Below are 16693 nucleotides of genomic sequence, written 5' to 3' on the forward strand. Positions count from 1 at the left end.
AAAACCAGAAAAACGCTTACTCTACGTTCTGGATCTGCTCGCGCATTTGCTCAATCAGTACTTTGAGCTCGACCGCTGCTGCCGTGACTTCAGCGCTGATGGATTTAGAGGCTAAGGTGTTAGATTCGCGGTTGAATTCTTGCATCATAAAGTCTAAACGGCGGCCTTGTGCGCCACCTTTCTTAAGGATGCGGCGAGTTTCTTCAACGTGGGCGTCGAGGCGGTCCATCTCTTCGGCAACGTCCATCTTTTGTGCCAAAATCACCATCTCTTGCTCTAGACGTGCTGGGTCTAAATCTTCTTTAATTTCTGCTAAACGGTTAGTGAGCTTTTCGCGTTGCCATTGCATAACGGCAGGCATGTGCTCACGTACTACGGCTACTTGTTCAGCAATGGCGTCAAGGCGGGTGTCTAGCATGGTTTTAATGGCTTCGCCTTCGCGGCCACGGGCTTCAATAAATTGGTCTATGGCGCTGTCAAAGGCGGTAAGCAGCTCTTTGCCTAGGGCATCCATGTCTTGCTCTGAGCTCGACATCACACCTGGCCAGCGTAGTACGTCAACCACGTTTAGCTCGCCTTGGCTAGCTTGGTCACGTACCCAGTTGGCCGCTTGAATCACTTGCTTGGCTAAGTCTTGGTTGAGTTGTAGCTCGTTGTTGTCATCGTCTTTGATGTCGTAACGCAGGTTCACTTCAACTTTACCGCGGTTTAATCGCTTGCGCAGGCGGTCTCGCAGCATGGGCTCTAGGTTGCGAAAATGCTCAGGCAGACGCAGATAGGTTTCTAAATAGCGCTGGTTAACAGAGCGAATTTCCCATGAGGCATTACCCCATTGTGCTTTGTGCTCTATTCGAGCGTAGGCTGTCATGCTTTGGATCATGAAGTGGGTCCGGTGTTATTTATTCGTCAAAGTGAATGCCGATTATAGACCTATCGTGGTAATGGTCAAAGTAATTGCCTGAAGTATCAAGGATAGGGTGGCAACTTAGGGTTTTAAGTCAGTGATTTTACGCGATGATATGCTGTTAGGTTAGCTTGATTGACTGGTCTTTGTTGGCGTTTGATTGTGAGTCATCCGCCACTGTTTAAGCTTGTTGGCTGAATGTCATGGCATATAGGCGCGCTAGCCCCTATAATATGCAGCCAAAATCGCTTTGTTTATTTTTAATACAGGAACCTTCTATGCGCCCAAGTGACAGAACGCCCGCCCAATCTCGTCCGGTGACAATTACTCGCCAGTTTACGGCCCATGCCGAAGGCTCTGTCTTAGTTGAGTTTGGTGACACTAAGGTGTTGTGTACTGCAAGCTTTGAAGAGGGTGTGCCACGCTTCCTTAAGGGCCAAGGCCAAGGTTGGGTGACAGCTGAATACGGCATGTTACCACGCTCTACCCACAGCCGCATGAACCGTGAAGCGGCACGTGGTAAGCAGTCTGGTCGTACGCAAGAAATTCAACGTCTTATTGGTCGTTCATTGCGCGCAGCGGTAGACATGAAAGCGCTAGGCGAAAACACCATTGTGATTGACTGTGATGTAATTCAAGCAGATGGCGGTACGCGTACTGCGGCGATCACCGGTGCGTGTGTGGCCTTGGTTGATGCGCTTAATTGGGCACGCGGTAAAGGCATTTTGAAAACCAACCCGCTTAAGTTCCTGATTGCTGCAGTGAGTGTAGGCATTTATAAAGGCGAGCCGATTTGCGATTTAGAATATGTTGAAGACAGCGCTGCTGAAACTGACATGAATGTAGTGATGACCGAAACCGGTAAGATTATTGAAATTCAAGGCACTGCAGAAGGTGAGCCATTTAGCCACGAAGAGCTAATGAGCCTACTTGAGCTGGCTAAACACGGCATTCGCGAGATTGTCGATGTGCAAAAAGCCTCGTTAAACTAAAATAGAAAAACAATTAAGGGTCCTACGGGATCCTTTTTTTAAACCTTTTTACCCAGAAAAAATGATAAGTGAGGAGTGGTTGTGAAAGCCTATCAGCGTGAGTTTATTGAGTTTGCATTAGAGCGCCAAGTACTAAGATTTGGCGAATTTACGCTTAAGTCGGGCCGCACTAGCCCTTATTTCTTTAATGCTGGCTTGTTTAATACTGGCCGTGATTTAGCCCGCCTGGGTCGTTTTTATGCGGCGGCGTTGGTTGATTCTGGCATTGAACATGACTTGCTATTTGGCCCTGCTTACAAAGGTATTCCAATTGCGACGACTACCGCTGTGGCATTGTGTGAGCACCACGATATTGATATGCCTTACTGCTTTAACCGTAAAGAGAAGAAACAGCACGGGGAAGGTGGCAGCCTAGTCGGTAGCGAGCTTAAAGGCCGCGTGATGTTGGTTGATGATGTGATCACCGCTGGCACGGCAATCCGTGAGTCAATGGAGATTATTGAAGCGGCACAAGCTAAGCTGGCCGGTGTATTGATTGCACTTGACCGCCAAGAGAAAGGTAAGGGCGAGCTGTCAGCGATTCAAGAAGTTGAGCGCGACTTTGGCTGCGAAATCGTATCGATTGTGAAGCTAGAAGATTTGATTAGCTACTTGTCTGAAAAATCAGGCATGGAAGCACAGCTTGCAGCGGTAAGTGCTTATCGCGACCAATACGGCATCTAATTGAGCTTTGCGGATGTGTTAGCGCCAAGCTAGAACATCAACAGCTTATTGATGATACAAAAACGCCACGTTAATCCGTGGCGTTTTTTATGTTTGGCGGTTGAGTCGCTTGTTATACCAATCAGTATAAACATTTAGTCACTCAGCGAGAATTTAGCGGTTCTGAGGTAAGGCAACGAGTGGAATGAAACACTCTGGCGCGTTTTAGGCTGCCTACTTCTGCGTTGAATAATTTCACAAGGGAACAACCATTGTTTCAATCATTCGCCTTGAATTAGTTTGCCCAAAGCGCGCTGAGTAGATCAAATTCTTATACTGATTGGTATTACTGCGACAGGAACTCAGCGCGGGTAGCCGGGTTTGACTTGAAAATTCCGCCAAGGGCCGTGGTGGTGGTTGAGCTGGTTGAGTCCATCACGCCGCGTGATTTAACGCAGTAATGTACCGCGTCCATTTTTACCGCGACATCTTTGGTTTCTAGCAGGGTTTGCAACGCCACTAACACTTGTTGGGTTAGGCGCTCTTGTACCTGTGGGCGTTGGGCAAAAAAGCGCACAATACGGTTAATTTTAGACAGGCCGATAATGTTCTTACGCGGCAAGTAGGCCACTGTTGCTAGGCCATCAATGGTCACTAAGTGATGCTCGCAGGTGCTGGTTAGGCTGATATCCTTTACCTTTACCATTTCATCAAAGCCCATTTTGTTTTCAATGACGGTGATTTTAGGGAAGTTCTGGTAATCGAGCCCCGAGAAAATCTCATCGACATACATTTTGGCAATACGCTTAGGGGTTTCAATTAAGCTGTCGTCACGCAAATCTAATGACATTAAGGTTAAAATCTCACGCATATGGTGTTCGATTTTTTCTTTGCGCTGCTCGGCATCAAGTCCACAAGGTAGCATCGGGGTTTCTAAACCGCGATCTAAGAGTGCTTGTTGTACTAGCTGTGCTGATTCACTAAGTGCCATGAGATCCTCCACTATACTGCCAGTGGTTAACTTACAGTGGCTAAAGCGAGCAATTGCTTGGGGCTTTAGCGGGTTTAATAGTCATTATAGTTGCTCTGTTTGAGTTAAACAGTCAACAACGGGGCAAGGAGGATACCGTGAAATGGCGTCAATTTATACCCGTAAAAAGTAAGGAATTACTGAAAAAACCTATCGTGATGATAGGTTTTTTCAGTTTGCTGACCAATTTCTGCGGCTATTACAGTCTAAGGTTCTCTTGCAAGAAGCTCAGCATTTGTTGGTAATACTTAGCGCGATGGGCGTCGCTGTAGAAGCCATGGCCTTCATCATCCATTACTAATTTTTCATAGGGATAGTTGTGCTTTTTAAGGTCTGCTTCTAAGGCTTCAAGTTGCTCAATTGGTGCGCGTTCATCTTCTCCGCCATGCACTAATAATAAGTTGGTTTTGAGCTTGTCGGTGTTGTGGCTAGGTGACATCTGCTGCAAGACTTTTTCATCTTTACCGAGCACTTTGTTGAGATAACGCTTACCCGCGCGGCGTCCAGGTACGTCGCCCTTATTAAACATCAGCTCAAGGTCATACACGCCGGCAAAACCAATTGCACACTTAAACATGTCAGGCTCGATGATTGGGCTTTGCAGTGCCGAATAGCCACCAAAACTGCCGCCGACTATACACACACGGTCTTTGTCTACATAGCCTTGGTCAATCACATAGCGGGTGGCATCAATAATGTCATATTGAATATCGGTGCCCCATTTTTGATGACCGGCATGTTCAAAATCTAACCCGTAGCCGCCCGATCCACGAAAGTTAACCTGCAACACGGCTGCGCCTTTACTAGCTATCATTTGGTTTTGTGAGTCAAAGCCCCACCAGTCACGTGGGCCGTGAGGGCCACCATGGGGGTTAACCACTAAAGGCAAGTTTTTAGGGTCGACACCATGGGGCAGGGTTAAGTATCCGTGAATGGTTTTGCCGTCGCGGGCTGTAAAGCTAATGGGCTTCATTTCAGCCATCAACTCGGGGTCGAGCCATTTTTTAGCTGACACTAGGTATTCGAGCTGCTTTTTTTTGCTATGAAAAACATAATAGTCGCCAGGGTTGCGGTCATTAAAGGCTTTAATCACCAATTGACTCGCATCATTAGTCTGGCTAACTAAGTGTACTTGGTGACCGGGCAGGGCTTTAAGTAATTGTTTTAGAATAATAGAATGTTCATCGTTTTTATCAATAAATTCATAGGTTGGATAGCCATTTTGGTACTCAATGGCGTATAAATTCTTAGATATTCTATCAATCCAAATGTTATTGGGATCAACCACTTCATCGCGGCTGACTAGTTTTTTAGTCCCCGTATTGATATCTAGTAAGAAAACACCTTGGGTTTTGCCTGCTTCTGAGCCAAGGATATACACACCAGTGTTGTCGCTGTTGAAAGCAAGTGGACGTATCTCTTTTAGATCTAAATTGAGGTTTTTAGTATCAACCCATTTGCCATCTTTTCGATAGAATAGTTGTGAGTTCACGTAATCATTTGTGCCACTTACAAAGCGAACTTTGCCGTCATGGTCAGTAAGAAATTGAGCATAAGGGATTGGGGCAGTGGCTATTTTCTTGCGGGTGCCTTTGTATACATCAACTCGATAGATTTGTTGCTTGTTTTCCGATGTATTGCTACTGCCATTTCCCCATGGTAATGCTTTGACTAGCATGTATTTATCGTTTTCAGGAAGTGGATCGAAAATGTAGGCTGTGGCGCTGATTGCTGTATTTCGTTTAATACGTGATCCGACTTGCTGGCCACCCTTATAACCAAATAAATAGGCTTGACGGCTGCCATCAGCATTTACTGCCATTAGCTCACCGTAGTATAAAGGGTGATCGCTCCAGCCTTTTAAATAGGTCTTTGCTAGTACTACGCGTTCTTCGTTAACCCATTCATATGTTCCGACTTGAGCGTTCGATTCAAAGTGGACTACATTGGTTGGCTTCTTTGTTTTTGCGTCGAGAATTAATAGCGCGTCTTTGCCATCTTTAGGCACAATAGCGCTGAGGTATTTACCTGTTGGCGATATCTTGATTTGACTGAATTCAGATGCACGGCTGAATTGTTCAACCAGCTCAGTCTCAGAGGCGTTACTGTTTGTGCTAAAAAAGCACCAAATAACAAAACTAAACCACATGATTAGTTTCATAAACACGTCCTTGTTATGTGTATATGTTGTTTATAATTAAGCGTTATTTTGGCAAGAGTAATACAAAAGTATTGCGTGGACAAGTGAATAATCGTTATACAAATTATCAAGATGGTGCAGCTTAATCACTCAGAATCTTGGCTGCACTATCTCGATAGCATTTATGCCTAATGTGGCACTAAATTGTTTAACTTTGTAGCAGTTGCTGCTGAATAAAGCCCCATTGCTCTTGGAAGTGGCTGGTGGGTTTTTGCTTAAAGTCGCTGCGGACAAACTGGGCAATGCGGCCTTCGGCTACGGCAAGCAGTAAGTTGGCCAAAATACCTTCATCGATTGAAAAACCTTTGCCTTCACGTAAGGTTTTTTCGCGCAGGATTTGTTTAAGATGGGTTTCGACTTTGGCAAAGATTTGCCCGGTGCGATTACGTAGTCGCTCGTTCTCACCCAGCAGTGCATCGCCATTAAGTACCCGTGAGATGCCCGGGTTACGTTCAGCAAATATCAATAAAAGTTGCAGTAATAGTTGGCAACGTCTCATGGTGTCTTTCTCTTCATCCATGATGAGATTGATGCGTGTTAGTAACGACTCTTCAATAAAGTCGATTAAGCCCTCAAACATCCGTGCTTTACTTGGGAAGTGACGATATAGCGCTGCTTCTGAAACGCCGACCTCTGCCGCGAGTTTTGCGGTAGTGATACGTTGGCCAGGGCTGGTTTCTAGCATAGTAGCTAAGCATTGCAGAATATGTTCACGACGATTTTTTTTCGGGCTCGCGGCCATGATGTTTCCTTTAAATACCACTGGAGCCTAAGGCGACTAATCGGCCTTATATGCTCTCTTATTATGTGCGTTTTAACACGCGTTTATCTATTGTTTTGCCAAGCAGTAAGCTATTTAGTGCCAGAATGGCCAAAGCCACCTTGGCCTCTATCAGAGCTATCAAACTCATCCACTAGCTTAAACTCTGCTTGCACCACAGGCACAAATACCAACTGAGCCAGCCGGTCACCAATTTCTAACGTAAAAGGCTGCTGACTGCGATTCCAGCAAGAGACCATTAACGGTCCTTGATAGTCAGAGTCGATTAATCCCACTAAGTTGCCCAATACAATACCGTGTTTGTGGCCAAGGCCTGAGCGCGGCAAAATGACCGCCGCTAAACTTGGGTCTGCCACGTGTACAGCTATTCCGGTTGGGATCAATACGGTTTCGCCCGGTTTAATCACCATGGTTGTATCAATCATGGCGCGTAAATCCATACCGGCACTGCCGCTAGTGGCGTAGGCCGGAGTCGGGAATTCAGAGCCTATACGCGAGTCGAGGATTTTAAGTTCAATTGGCGTCTTCATGGGTTTGTTATTTGCTCTGCAATAAGTGAAAGGAGTTGGGTGGCTAACGTGTATTTGTCGGTCACATTGAGTGCTTGCTCGCCTTGTGGCCAAAATACCGTGAGAGCGTTGTCGTCACTATTAAAGCCTTGCGCCGGATTAGACACATCGTTAGCGGCAATCATATCAAGCTTTTTACGCTGCAGTTTATCTTTGGCATAGTGGGCCACATCTTGGGTTTCGGCGGCAAAGCCAACCGTAAATGGGCGCGACTGATGTGCGGCAACCGTCGCCAAGATATCAGGATTGCGTACCAGTGCAAGTTGCATTTGCTCGGCAGACTTTTTAATTTTTTCGTTGGCGATGTTATCTACGCGGTAGTCGCAAACTGCGGCACAACCAATAAAGATATCGGCAGCCTCAACATGGTTTAATACCGCAGCGAGCATTTGTTCTGTTGATTGCACATCAATGCGCGTTACGCCAGTTGGTGTCGCTAAGCTAACAGGCCCGGTCACTAAGGTGACCTTAGCGCCCATTTGTGTGGCCGCAGCGGCGATTGCAAAGCCCATTTTGCCAGAGCTATGGTTAGAGATGTAGCGCACAGGGTCGATAGCTTCGCGAGTCGGGCCTGCGGTTAACAGCAGGTGTTTACCTGCTAATGGCTTTGGGCCAAAAAACTTAACGGCGCGATCAACAATTGCCAGTGGTTCTTCCATGCGCCCCATACCCACTTCGCCACAGGCTTGCTCGCCACTGGCAGGGCCCCAAATATGGATGCCCCGTTGGCCAACTGCGTTAATATTGGCTTGTGTTGCTGGATTGGCATACATCTGTTGGTTCATGGCCGGACAGATAGCAATTGGCGCTTCTGTGGCTAAACAGGTGGTGGTAATGAGTTCATCAGCCATGCCGGCGTTAATTCTGGCAATTAAATTAGCCGTTGCAGGGGCGACAATCATTAAATCAGCCCAACGGGCGAGTTCAATGTGTCCCATTGCAGCTTCGGCGGCTGGGTCGAGCAGATCTAAGGCTACCGGATGGCCGCTCAACGCTTGCAAAGTTAACGGGGTGATAAAGGTGGTTGCGCTTTGGCTCATTACCACTCGGACATCGGCACCGCGCTCTTTTAAACGGCGCACTAAATCAGCAGATTTATAGGCGGCAATCCCACCACCAATGCCTAATAAGATTTTTTTACCAGTTAAAGCCATTATCTTCTCTTTTCTCTACAAGCTTGCCATATTGGCGTGGGGCTAACGATAGCATAAACCAATCCAAGTTGATGACACAGATTGAAAAAAATCAGCCATACTTGTTAGCGCCTGTTGAATTATTGCTGCTGTTTTATCGCAGCCAGTAAGCGGCAGATAACCAGTAACGTTTTAAATGCAACAAGGAGGTTGCTATGGCCATTAAACATTGGCCCGAGGGTGAGGGACCACGAGATAAATTGCTAAAGTTTGGACCGCAGCAGTTGTCAGAAGCGGAATTATTGGCAGTTTTGCTGCGTAATGGCCTGCATGGTCAAAGTGCGGTGGCATTAGCACGAGAGTTGATTAGTCACTTTGGTGGTTTGCGGGCATTATTTAGCGCTTCGAAACAGCAAGTGTGCCAAATTGCCGGAATTGGGCCAGTAAAATACGCACAATTACAGGCTGCACAAGAAATAAGCCGCAGAATTTTTGAAGAAAAGCTGCAAAGAGGCAAATTTTTAACAGATCCTGATTTAACTCGGGACTATTTAATGAGACAATTAGCGGATCGTGCCTATGAGGTGTTTGGTATTTTATTACTAGATAGCCAGCATCGGGTGATTCAATTCGTTGAATTGTTTCGCGGCACCATAGATTCAGCATCTGTTTATCCGCGTGAAGTGGTTAAGTTGGTACTCGAAGAAAAAGCCGCAGCAGTGATTGTTTGCCACAACCATCCTTCCGGGGTGGCTGAGCCAAGTCATGCTGATCGGCGAATTACTGAGCGATTGAAACAAGCACTAGCAACGATAGATGTTTCCTTGCTAGACCATATGGTTGTAGGCGATCGCGACATAGTTTCGTTTGCAGAGAGGGGATGGATAGATTCAACTATCCCTTGATCTTTGATTTTAGATCCTGTATAAAATGCGCCCTCTTTGTGTGCCTCGGGCGACGGCCATATTCGAGGTACATTAATGCTCGAGCGTTAAATTGTTTTTGGAGAAGATTGACATGTCAAGAGTATGCCAAGTAACTGGCAAGCGACCAATGGTTGGTAACAACCGTTCGCACGCGAAAAACGCGACTCGTCGTCGTTTTTTACCTAACCTACAGAACCACCGTTTCTGGTTAGAAGACGAAAAGCGTTTCGTACAATTACGTGTATCTACTAAAGGTATGCGTATTATCGATAAGAAAGGTATCGAAGTTGTTATTGCAGAACTTCGTGCCCGCGGCGAGAAGGTGTAATAAACCATGGCTAAAGCTAAAGGTAACCGTGAGAAGATCAAGCTAGTTTCTAGCGCTAAAACTGGTCATTTCTACACGACTGAAAAAAACAAGCGTAACATGCCTGAAAAAATGGAGATCAAGAAATTTGATCCTGTTATTCGTCAGCACGTTATGTACAAGGAAGCTAAAATCAAGTAATCCTTGATATTAACTTTCTAAAAAGCCTCTAATTTCGATTAGGGGCTTTTTTTTTGCTTTTTTTGATAAAAATGCATAATACCAATCAGTATAAGAATTTGATCTACTCAGCGCGCTTTAGGCAAACTAATTCAAAGTAAGTATTGAAACAATGGTTGTTCCCTTGTGAAATTATTCAACGCAGAAGTAGGCAGCCTAAAACGCGCCACAATGGCGAGTTTTAGCGATTCTGATGCTGTGTTAACGAGCTTAACCGTAGAATAACTATGCTCTTCACTCGTTGCCTTGCCTCAGAACCGCTAAATTCTCGCTGAGCGACTAAATGTTTATACTGATTGGTATAAAAACTCTCCATTAAGGCGATTGATATCCCATGGTTGCAATTAAATGCTTTTAAAGTGAATTAAAATGCAATAATATTGACTTCTTATTCCTGCTCGGCAGAAATCGAGCTTATTTGAGGTTAACACCTGTGCGTACTACCGAACTCGTCGATGGTTTTCGTCATTCCGCTTCCTATGTTAATGCACACAGGGGCAAAACATTTGTGGTGATGTTAGGTGGAGAAGCGCTGGCCCAAGGTCAGTTTCGCTCAATCATCAACGACATTGCGCTATTGCATAGCCTGGGCATCAAGATGGTGCTGGTGCATGGTGCCAGGCCGCAAATCGATGAAGCGCTGGCGCAGCACCAGTTAATCCCCGAGTATTACAACGGCATCCGTATCACCGAAGAAGACGCTTTTAAAGTGATCAAACAGGTTGTGGGTGGGCTACAGCTGGATATTACCGCTAGGCTATCAATGAGCCTGAGCAATACACCAATGCAGGGCACACAGATTAACGTTGTGAGTGGTAACTTTGTCATAGCCCAGCCTTTGGGTATCGATAATGGTGTGGATTACTGCCTGAGTGGCAAGGTGCGCCGTATTGACGTGGTGGGCCTGCGTTCGCAGCTTGATAATGGCGGCATAGTCTTATTAGGCCCTGTGGCTGCCTCAGTGACCGGTGAAAGCTTTAACTTAACTGCCGAAGAGGTTGCCACCCAAATTGCGGTTAAAATCAATGCTGACAAGATGATTGGCTTCAGCTCGCAAAAAGGTATCTTAGACGAAACCGGTGAAGTGTTGGCTGAATTAATGCCAACCGATGCACAGCAAATCTTGTCGGGTATTACTGAGCAAGATAATTTATGTGTTGGTACTAAAGCGTTCTTGAAAGCCAGTATTGATGCCTGTCGTAATGGCGTGGCGCGCTGCCACTTTGTGAGTTACCTCGACGATGGTGCGCTGTTGCAAGAGCTGTTCTCCCGTGATGGCATTGGTACTCAGATTGTAACCGAGAGTGCTGAGCGATTACGCCGGGCCAATATTGGTGATATTGGTGGTATTTTAGACCTTATCAGGCCGCTAGAAGAAAAAGGCATCTTGGTGCGTCGCTCCCGTGAGCAGCTTGAAATGGAGATTGAGCAGTTTATGCTGATTGAACGTGACAGCTTAGTGATTGGCTGTGCGGCATTCTATCCATTTGAAGAAGATAACGCCGGTGAGTTTGCTTGCTTGGTGGTGCACCCAGATTATCGCGATGCCGATCGTGGTAGCTTGTTGCTACAAAACATTATTGGCCAAGCGCGGGTGCGTGGTTACTCTCGGTTATTTGCATTGACCACTCGCAGTATTCATTGGTTCTTAGAGCATGGCTTTGAAATTGTTGATGTAGATGCCTTACCCGATAAGAAAAAGCAGCTTTATAACTATCAGCGCAAGTCGAAAATACTCGCTTTAGAGCTGTAATAGGTTCAACAATGCCAACAGTGATGTTGGCATTGTTGTTTTTGCAGCCACTCATTCAGCTAGCTACTTGTTCATTATGGGGCGAAATGCTTGCGTAGACTGGTATGGGTAGGATGTCTACTTCAAATAAGTCCACTAATTGAGTCAGTAAAGATTGGGTTAGCTCGGCAAAGCCGTTATAAAAACCTGTTGTAGCTGAGCGATTAACATGATTTAAGAACGTCGGCACCCAGATCATCATATGTTCGCCTAGTAATGATCTAATCGCGTTTGTGTCATTACTATCTAATAGTGTTGCCAATACATCCAGTTGAAGGCCGATATGGTCCCATGGCTGTTGATTTGGTAGTTTCAACTCAATGCCCAGCTCAAGGCAGAAAGCTTTAAATGCTTGCGCTGTTTCCCCCATGAGTAATCCGTCACGGTCGGTATAAACAGAGCCCCAAGGATAGGCGAGCATCGTGCCTAAACCTTTAAATAATCTTTGGTGATCTTGCTGAATAGTATCATGGCTATCATGGGCAAGAGAGTGGCTAATTTTCTCTCTTGTAGTTGCCATTTCAGTATTGGTTTGCGGCCAATAATCGATGACTTTTGAAGTGGATATTTCACCTAGCCAGTTGGCAGTTGGAGAGGCGTAATAAAGGCTATAAAGAATACGGCAAGAGGCAGCGTAGTGTTGAAGACGGTTTTGCATTTCTGGAGTCCTTAAAACAGAGAGGGAGGCTATCCCTCTCAAGGCTATTTACACTTCGTGTTGGTTTAGAATTCGACCATCACTTCGTTCATTTACATTGACCTTGATTATCAGGTTCGGGTGGGTTACCGATGAACTAGGTAATGGCACTATATCCATGTTGTTGCCGTACTTTTGGCGTAGCTCTTCGATAGGGCCAAAATCGATCGCTCTTAATGGGCATGAATCAACGCATATCGGCAGGCGACCTTTTTCAAGTCGGTCGAAGCAGCCATCACATTTAGTCATAACGCCTTTGGCTTGATCAAACTGCGGAGCGTCATAGGGGCAAGCTCTTGCACAACTTTGACAACCAATACACACAGAAGCACTTATATGCACCAAGCCGTCTGCTTTACGCTTATGGCAGGCACCGGTAGGGCAAGCCTTAACACAGACGGGGTTAGAGCAATGGTTGCATGCAACCGAAACATAGTATGAGAAGATATCCTGCTCAAAGGTGTTATCGCTTCCTCGCTGCCATTGTCCGCCGCCATACTCATAAACTCGACGCCAGTTAACATCTGTTGGTAATTCGCTGCGGTCTTTACATGCTACTTGGCAGGTTTTACAGCCGCTACATTTTGCTGTATCAACAAAGAATCCATATTGAACGTTGTTAGACATTTTTTAGTACTCCAAATTAAGCAGACATGCGAATGCGAATAGTGTGCTGTGGGTTACCTTGTGTGACAGGAGTTGGGTGGTACTTGGTCAAGGAGTTCAAACACCCGCCTATGTCGATACCGCTCGCGTCTGCTCGATACCAAGCGCCCTCTGCCAATGCGATAACATCAGGCATGACTCTTGGGGTGATTTTCATTTTCACCTTCATTGAGCCTGTCGGACTGGTTAGCGTCACCATTTGTCCATCTTGAAGGCCTTGTGCATTGAGTGGATTTACCCAAACAGCATCTTCAACAGCTTGTCGAAGCCAAGGGATGTTATGGTAAGTCGAGTGGGTGCGACCCTTTGAGTGATAGCAAGCCATTTGCAATGGATACTCTTCTTTGGTGTTTTCATCTTCATAACCTTGCCAAGGGATAACGTATTTACCTAGCGGCTCTATTTGATCGATTTGTTGGTCAGATAGTGGTGTCCGCTCGGCTGCGAGCTTCGCCCAACTAAATGAGTACAACTCAATTTTTCCTGAAGGAGTGGCAAGTGGTTCGTTTTGCTCCACTAAACTCTGAAGAGCAATGTATGGCTTGGGAGCAAACTCTTTATGAATACCGACTTTTTGTGCCTCTTTATAATTGGCAGGCATTTGTTGGGCGGAATTGGCAGCAACGGTTTGCTGATAGAGGTGTTCAAGCCATTGTTCTTCAGACCGACCTTCGGTATAAGTTTGAACATCGCCACCAAAAGCTTCACATAGCTCTTTACCTATGGTGTACATAGAGCGAGATTCAAACATGGGCTCGCAAGCCGCTTCTAAGAAGTTGATATAACCAAACTCACCAGAGTTATAGGATTGTCCTGACAGGTCATTAGACTCTAACCAAGTCGTGGCTGGTAAGACATAGTCAGCCATATTGGTTGATGAGGTCATGAAGCAATCTACACCGACAATCAACTCACACATCGAATCATCTTCAAGAATGCGCTTGGTGTAGTTAATGTCACTTTGCTGGTTGACTAAACTATTACTTGCAGCAAAGAAAATCGCTTTAACATTAGTACCTAGCGGCGTATCTAAGTCTTCAGTCCCCTTGAGTGAATGGCTACGCGTCGTCATCGTTTCGCCGCGCTCTACGGCTTCGATCAAGTTGTGCATAAATAGTTGTTCAGAAACAGGGTTGTTACCTACGCTCATCGTCACGCGATTGAGTTTATGCCCCCTGGCAAGCTCACCATTACTCGTACCCATTTGACCTAATTTACCCGTAAGCGCAGGAAGCATGTACAACGCCCTAGTTGTTTGTTCACCGTTTGCTTGCCGATTGCAAGAAGCACCAGCATAAAAGTAAGGGGCTTTGGCAGACATGAGTTTGTCTGCTAACTCTATAATTGTTTGTTCCGCGATACCGGTAATCGCTGACGCCCATGCAGGGGTTTTAGGTGAACCCGCGAACTTTTCTATGCCTAGAATGTAGTCTTTGTAGTTATCTTTTGGATCTACATATTGGCCATACTTATCTTGCAGTTGTGGGTTTTCAGCAAGCGTATTTTCAATAGATGCTTGATCATATCCAACGCAAAATCTATCTAGAAATGCTTTTGAGTTAGCATCCACCCAGCCAGAACTAATCATTTGGTATGCCAGTGCTTCTGCTAATGCAGCATCCGTTCCAGGTCGTATCGGTAACCAACTATCTTCTTTGCCTAAACAACTGTCGGTATATCTAGGGTCAACGAAAACGACATTGATATCGCCATTTTGACGGCGATGCTCAAGGGCTTTTAACATGTCGTATTGCTCGCCAGAACCAGACATGCGTAGCTCAAATGGATTGTGGCCGAAAGCAATAAAGAAATCAGAATGGCGTAGTTGGCTGATATGAGAACCCTCACCACCATAGGTATGACCAAAAGTGGCTTCAGCGGCGACTTGTGATTGTGCTACAGAGTAGTTTCCCCAGTGCGCAAGAAAACCACCGCTCATAGCCAAAGCCCGACGTATGCAATCACCACTAGCGAAGCTGTAATCAGCCCCTGTTCCTGCATGCATATAGATGGACTTACTACCGTAATTGTTGCGCAGCTCCCCAGTCTTTGCAGCTATTTCTGCATAAGCTTGCTCCCATGAAATAGGGTCAAAGATACCAGTGCCTCGTTTGGTCCCAGGGCGGCGTTTTAGGGGGGTTTAAGTCGGTCTGGGGAGTAGGTTTTTTTTCTGACAGATCGGCCTCTCAAACATGCACGTGTTTGATGGCTACCATATTCATCTTGTTCGCTCCATTGCGACTCAATGCGAGTGATCACCCCGTCTGTTGAGTAAACTTGCAATGGGCAGTTGTGACCACAATTACCTAAACATGCTGACCATGTCATTGTTTCGTCAGTGGGAGTGGGTGGCACAGGAGTAGCATTGTTGCTTGTTTTTCCGCACCCCGTGATACAGCTTGCAGCGCTGACGGCTGCACTGATTTTTAAAAAATCACGTCTTAACATAATTCGTTTACCTTTTTATATTGAATAACTGAGAGTTAGCATCACTTGGTGTGCGTTATAGTCATGATTGATGTCACCCAAGGTCACTAAACCCGGAATACTGTTCACATCGGTTACCGCCGCATCGGTGTCGTAGTAACGCTCATAGCGATAACTCAACTTCAATGCCATCTGCTCATTCAGCGCATAATCGGCATACACACTCGCGCTGTGGTTATAGCTGTAGTAATCCCCGTAAGGCCGTGTGCCCTCAGTCGTCACATAGGTGTCGCTCACCGAGTTGCTAAACAAATAATCCACACCCAAGGTCAACTTGTCCTGCATCAAACCGCCATAGCTCAAACCAGCACCAATATTGGTAAACTCATCTTCAATGTCGTTGTACCAATCCGCACTGCCAAAGGACTGACTGCCCGCTTGCGCTGAATTAATCCACTGCTGACCCGCAAAACCATAAGCGTTCACATGCTCACTGAGCTGCAAACTCACACTCACGTCATAGCCATAATCTTCCGACTCCGTTAAGCCGATTTGTGTCTCGTCATACTCATCCTTGGCATAGCGGGTGTTGATATCTAAGCTCATCCAATGCACTGGGCTATGGTTAACACTCAGCTCAACCGCATTACGGGTACGGTCTGCCAAGTAATACTTGCGCATCAAGGCGTTTTGCTCTGATGAGGTCAGTGCGTCTGCTTCATACTCTGAGCCACCGCGATTGGCGTGCTCTGCCTTGAGGTTGATGTTGAACTTGTCCAGTGCCCGCACGTTAAACTTCATCCACAAACTGTCATCATGGGTCTGCTCACGCTCACTAAAGCTGCGCTCCACCTCTTTGCGGTTATACCCCGCCTGCAAACGGTAACCGCTGGCAATGCGGTAACTGGCGTTCACCTTGTAGGTATTGCGCTCATAATCCCGTGGAGTGTTTTGCCTAAAGGCCCCCGTGACACTGTTAAAGTTGTATTGCGCAAACTCCGCCACTGAGCTCTTGTTGTCGCGCTTGCTGTAATCGACACTGCCGCCTAAGCGCAAACGGTTGGTCAACATCGACGTAACCGCCAAGCGACCATCTAAGGTGTCCACTTGTCCGCCCCAGTTTTGCAACGGGTTGCCGCTCATCTGGATAAGGTCATCGTCTTGTATCATCCGCCCCGTCACTAAACGGCCGCTCATCACGGTACGGTTAAGCTGGTATTGACCCGAAAGCGAAACCTGATGCGCTTGGTTATCTGGACTGGCTGAGTACACATCATTGAGATGCGGTAAACTCAAATGATTGATGTTGTTTTCATAGAAGCTGCCC

17 protein-coding genes are annotated in these 16693 nt (G+C 46.2%); 6 read left to right on the forward strand and 11 right to left on the reverse strand.

Annotation, left to right across the window (positions count from 1 at the left end):
* Positions 1-16: 16 nt before the first annotated feature.
* Positions 17-880: a YicC/YloC family endoribonuclease gene (locus tag L865_RS0112100; RefSeq protein ID WP_028773482.1), complete on the reverse strand. Its 864-nt coding sequence runs from the start codon at positions 878-880 to the stop codon at positions 17-19.
* Positions 881-1182: 302 nt separating this feature from the next.
* Between L865_RS0112100 and rph the strand changes: the two genes are divergently transcribed.
* Complete coding sequence (gene rph / locus L865_RS0112105) at positions 1183-1896, forward strand: ribonuclease PH (protein WP_028773483.1); 714 nt, start codon at positions 1183-1185, stop codon at positions 1894-1896.
* An 81-nt stretch (positions 1897-1977) separates the two neighbouring features.
* Positions 1978-2619, forward strand: coding sequence for an orotate phosphoribosyltransferase (gene pyrE, locus L865_RS0112110; protein WP_028773484.1), 642 nt, complete (start codon positions 1978-1980; stop codon positions 2617-2619).
* A gap of 325 nt (positions 2620-2944) precedes the next feature.
* On the opposite strand, the gene folE is transcribed toward pyrE, so the two are convergent.
* The 5 genes from folE to coaBC form a co-directional block, all read right to left on the reverse strand.
* Complete coding sequence (gene folE / locus L865_RS0112115) at positions 2945-3589, reverse strand: GTP cyclohydrolase I FolE (protein ID WP_028773485.1); 645 nt, start codon at positions 3587-3589, stop codon at positions 2945-2947.
* Between the two features lie 238 nt (positions 3590-3827).
* Positions 3828-5789, reverse strand: coding sequence for an alpha/beta hydrolase family protein (locus L865_RS0112120; RefSeq protein ID WP_028773486.1), 1962 nt, complete (start codon positions 5787-5789; stop codon positions 3828-3830).
* Positions 5790-5976: 187 nt separating this feature from the next.
* Positions 5977-6570, reverse strand: coding sequence for a nucleoid occlusion factor SlmA (gene slmA / locus L865_RS0112125; RefSeq protein ID WP_028773487.1), 594 nt, complete (start codon positions 6568-6570; stop codon positions 5977-5979).
* A 110-nt stretch (positions 6571-6680) separates the two neighbouring features.
* Positions 6681-7139 (reverse strand): dUTP diphosphatase, encoded by a 459-nt coding sequence (gene dut, locus L865_RS0112130; RefSeq protein WP_028773488.1) that lies wholly within the window; start codon positions 7137-7139, stop codon positions 6681-6683.
* Complete coding sequence (coaBC, locus tag L865_RS0112135) at positions 7136-8332, reverse strand: bifunctional phosphopantothenoylcysteine decarboxylase/phosphopantothenate--cysteine ligase CoaBC (protein WP_028773489.1); 1197 nt, start codon at positions 8330-8332, stop codon at positions 7136-7138. The genes dut and coaBC overlap by 4 nt, the downstream gene beginning before the upstream one ends.
* Before the next feature lie 194 nt (positions 8333-8526).
* On the opposite strand from coaBC, the gene radC reads away from it, so the two are divergent.
* From radC to argA, 4 genes are all read left to right on the forward strand, one after another.
* Positions 8527-9216 carry a RadC family protein gene (gene radC / locus L865_RS0112140; protein ID WP_028773490.1) on the forward strand — a complete coding sequence of 230 codons (690 nt, stop codon included), beginning with the start codon at positions 8527-8529 and terminating at the stop codon, positions 9214-9216.
* 112 nt (positions 9217-9328) lie between these two features.
* Entirely contained in the window at positions 9329-9565 is a 237-nt protein-coding gene (rpmB, locus tag L865_RS0112145; protein ID WP_028773491.1) for a 50S ribosomal protein L28, read from the forward strand.
* 6 nt (positions 9566-9571) lie between these two features.
* Positions 9572-9745, forward strand: coding sequence for a 50S ribosomal protein L33 (rpmG, locus tag L865_RS0112150; protein WP_028773492.1), 174 nt, complete (start codon positions 9572-9574; stop codon positions 9743-9745).
* Positions 9746-10217: 472 nt separating this feature from the next.
* Entirely contained in the window at positions 10218-11537 is a 1320-nt protein-coding gene (gene argA, locus L865_RS0112155; protein ID WP_028773493.1) for an amino-acid N-acetyltransferase, read from the forward strand.
* Between the two features lie 55 nt (positions 11538-11592).
* Here the strand turns inward: argA and L865_RS23660 are convergent, their stop codons facing one another.
* The 5 genes from L865_RS23660 to L865_RS0112175 form a co-directional block, all read right to left on the reverse strand.
* Positions 11593-12234 (reverse strand): TorD/DmsD family molecular chaperone, encoded by a 642-nt coding sequence (locus tag L865_RS23660; protein WP_051484580.1) that lies wholly within the window; start codon positions 12232-12234, stop codon positions 11593-11595.
* Between the two features lie 48 nt (positions 12235-12282).
* Positions 12283-12900, reverse strand: a complete 618-nt coding sequence (locus tag L865_RS0112165; RefSeq protein ID WP_028773494.1) for a DMSO/selenate family reductase complex B subunit — start codon at positions 12898-12900, stop codon at positions 12283-12285.
* A 16-nt stretch (positions 12901-12916) separates the two neighbouring features.
* Positions 12917-15037 carry a molybdopterin-dependent oxidoreductase gene (locus L865_RS23665; protein ID WP_342666131.1) on the reverse strand — a complete coding sequence of 707 codons (2121 nt, stop codon included), beginning with the start codon at positions 15035-15037 and terminating at the stop codon, positions 12917-12919.
* Positions 15038-15069: 32 nt separating this feature from the next.
* The gene (locus L865_RS26075) at positions 15070-15387 is read right to left on the reverse strand and encodes a hypothetical protein (protein ID WP_342666130.1); all 318 of its coding nucleotides are present in this window, start codon (positions 15385-15387) and stop codon (positions 15070-15072) included.
* 15 nt (positions 15388-15402) lie between these two features.
* Positions 15403-16693 (reverse strand): MtrB/PioB family decaheme-associated outer membrane protein (locus tag L865_RS0112175; protein WP_028773495.1); only part of this gene is annotated, 1291 nt, incomplete at its 5' end.

The sequence above is a fragment of the Shewanella waksmanii ATCC BAA-643 genome, assembly GCF_000518805.1.
Lineage (GTDB): Bacteria > Pseudomonadota > Gammaproteobacteria > Enterobacterales > Shewanellaceae > Shewanella > Shewanella waksmanii.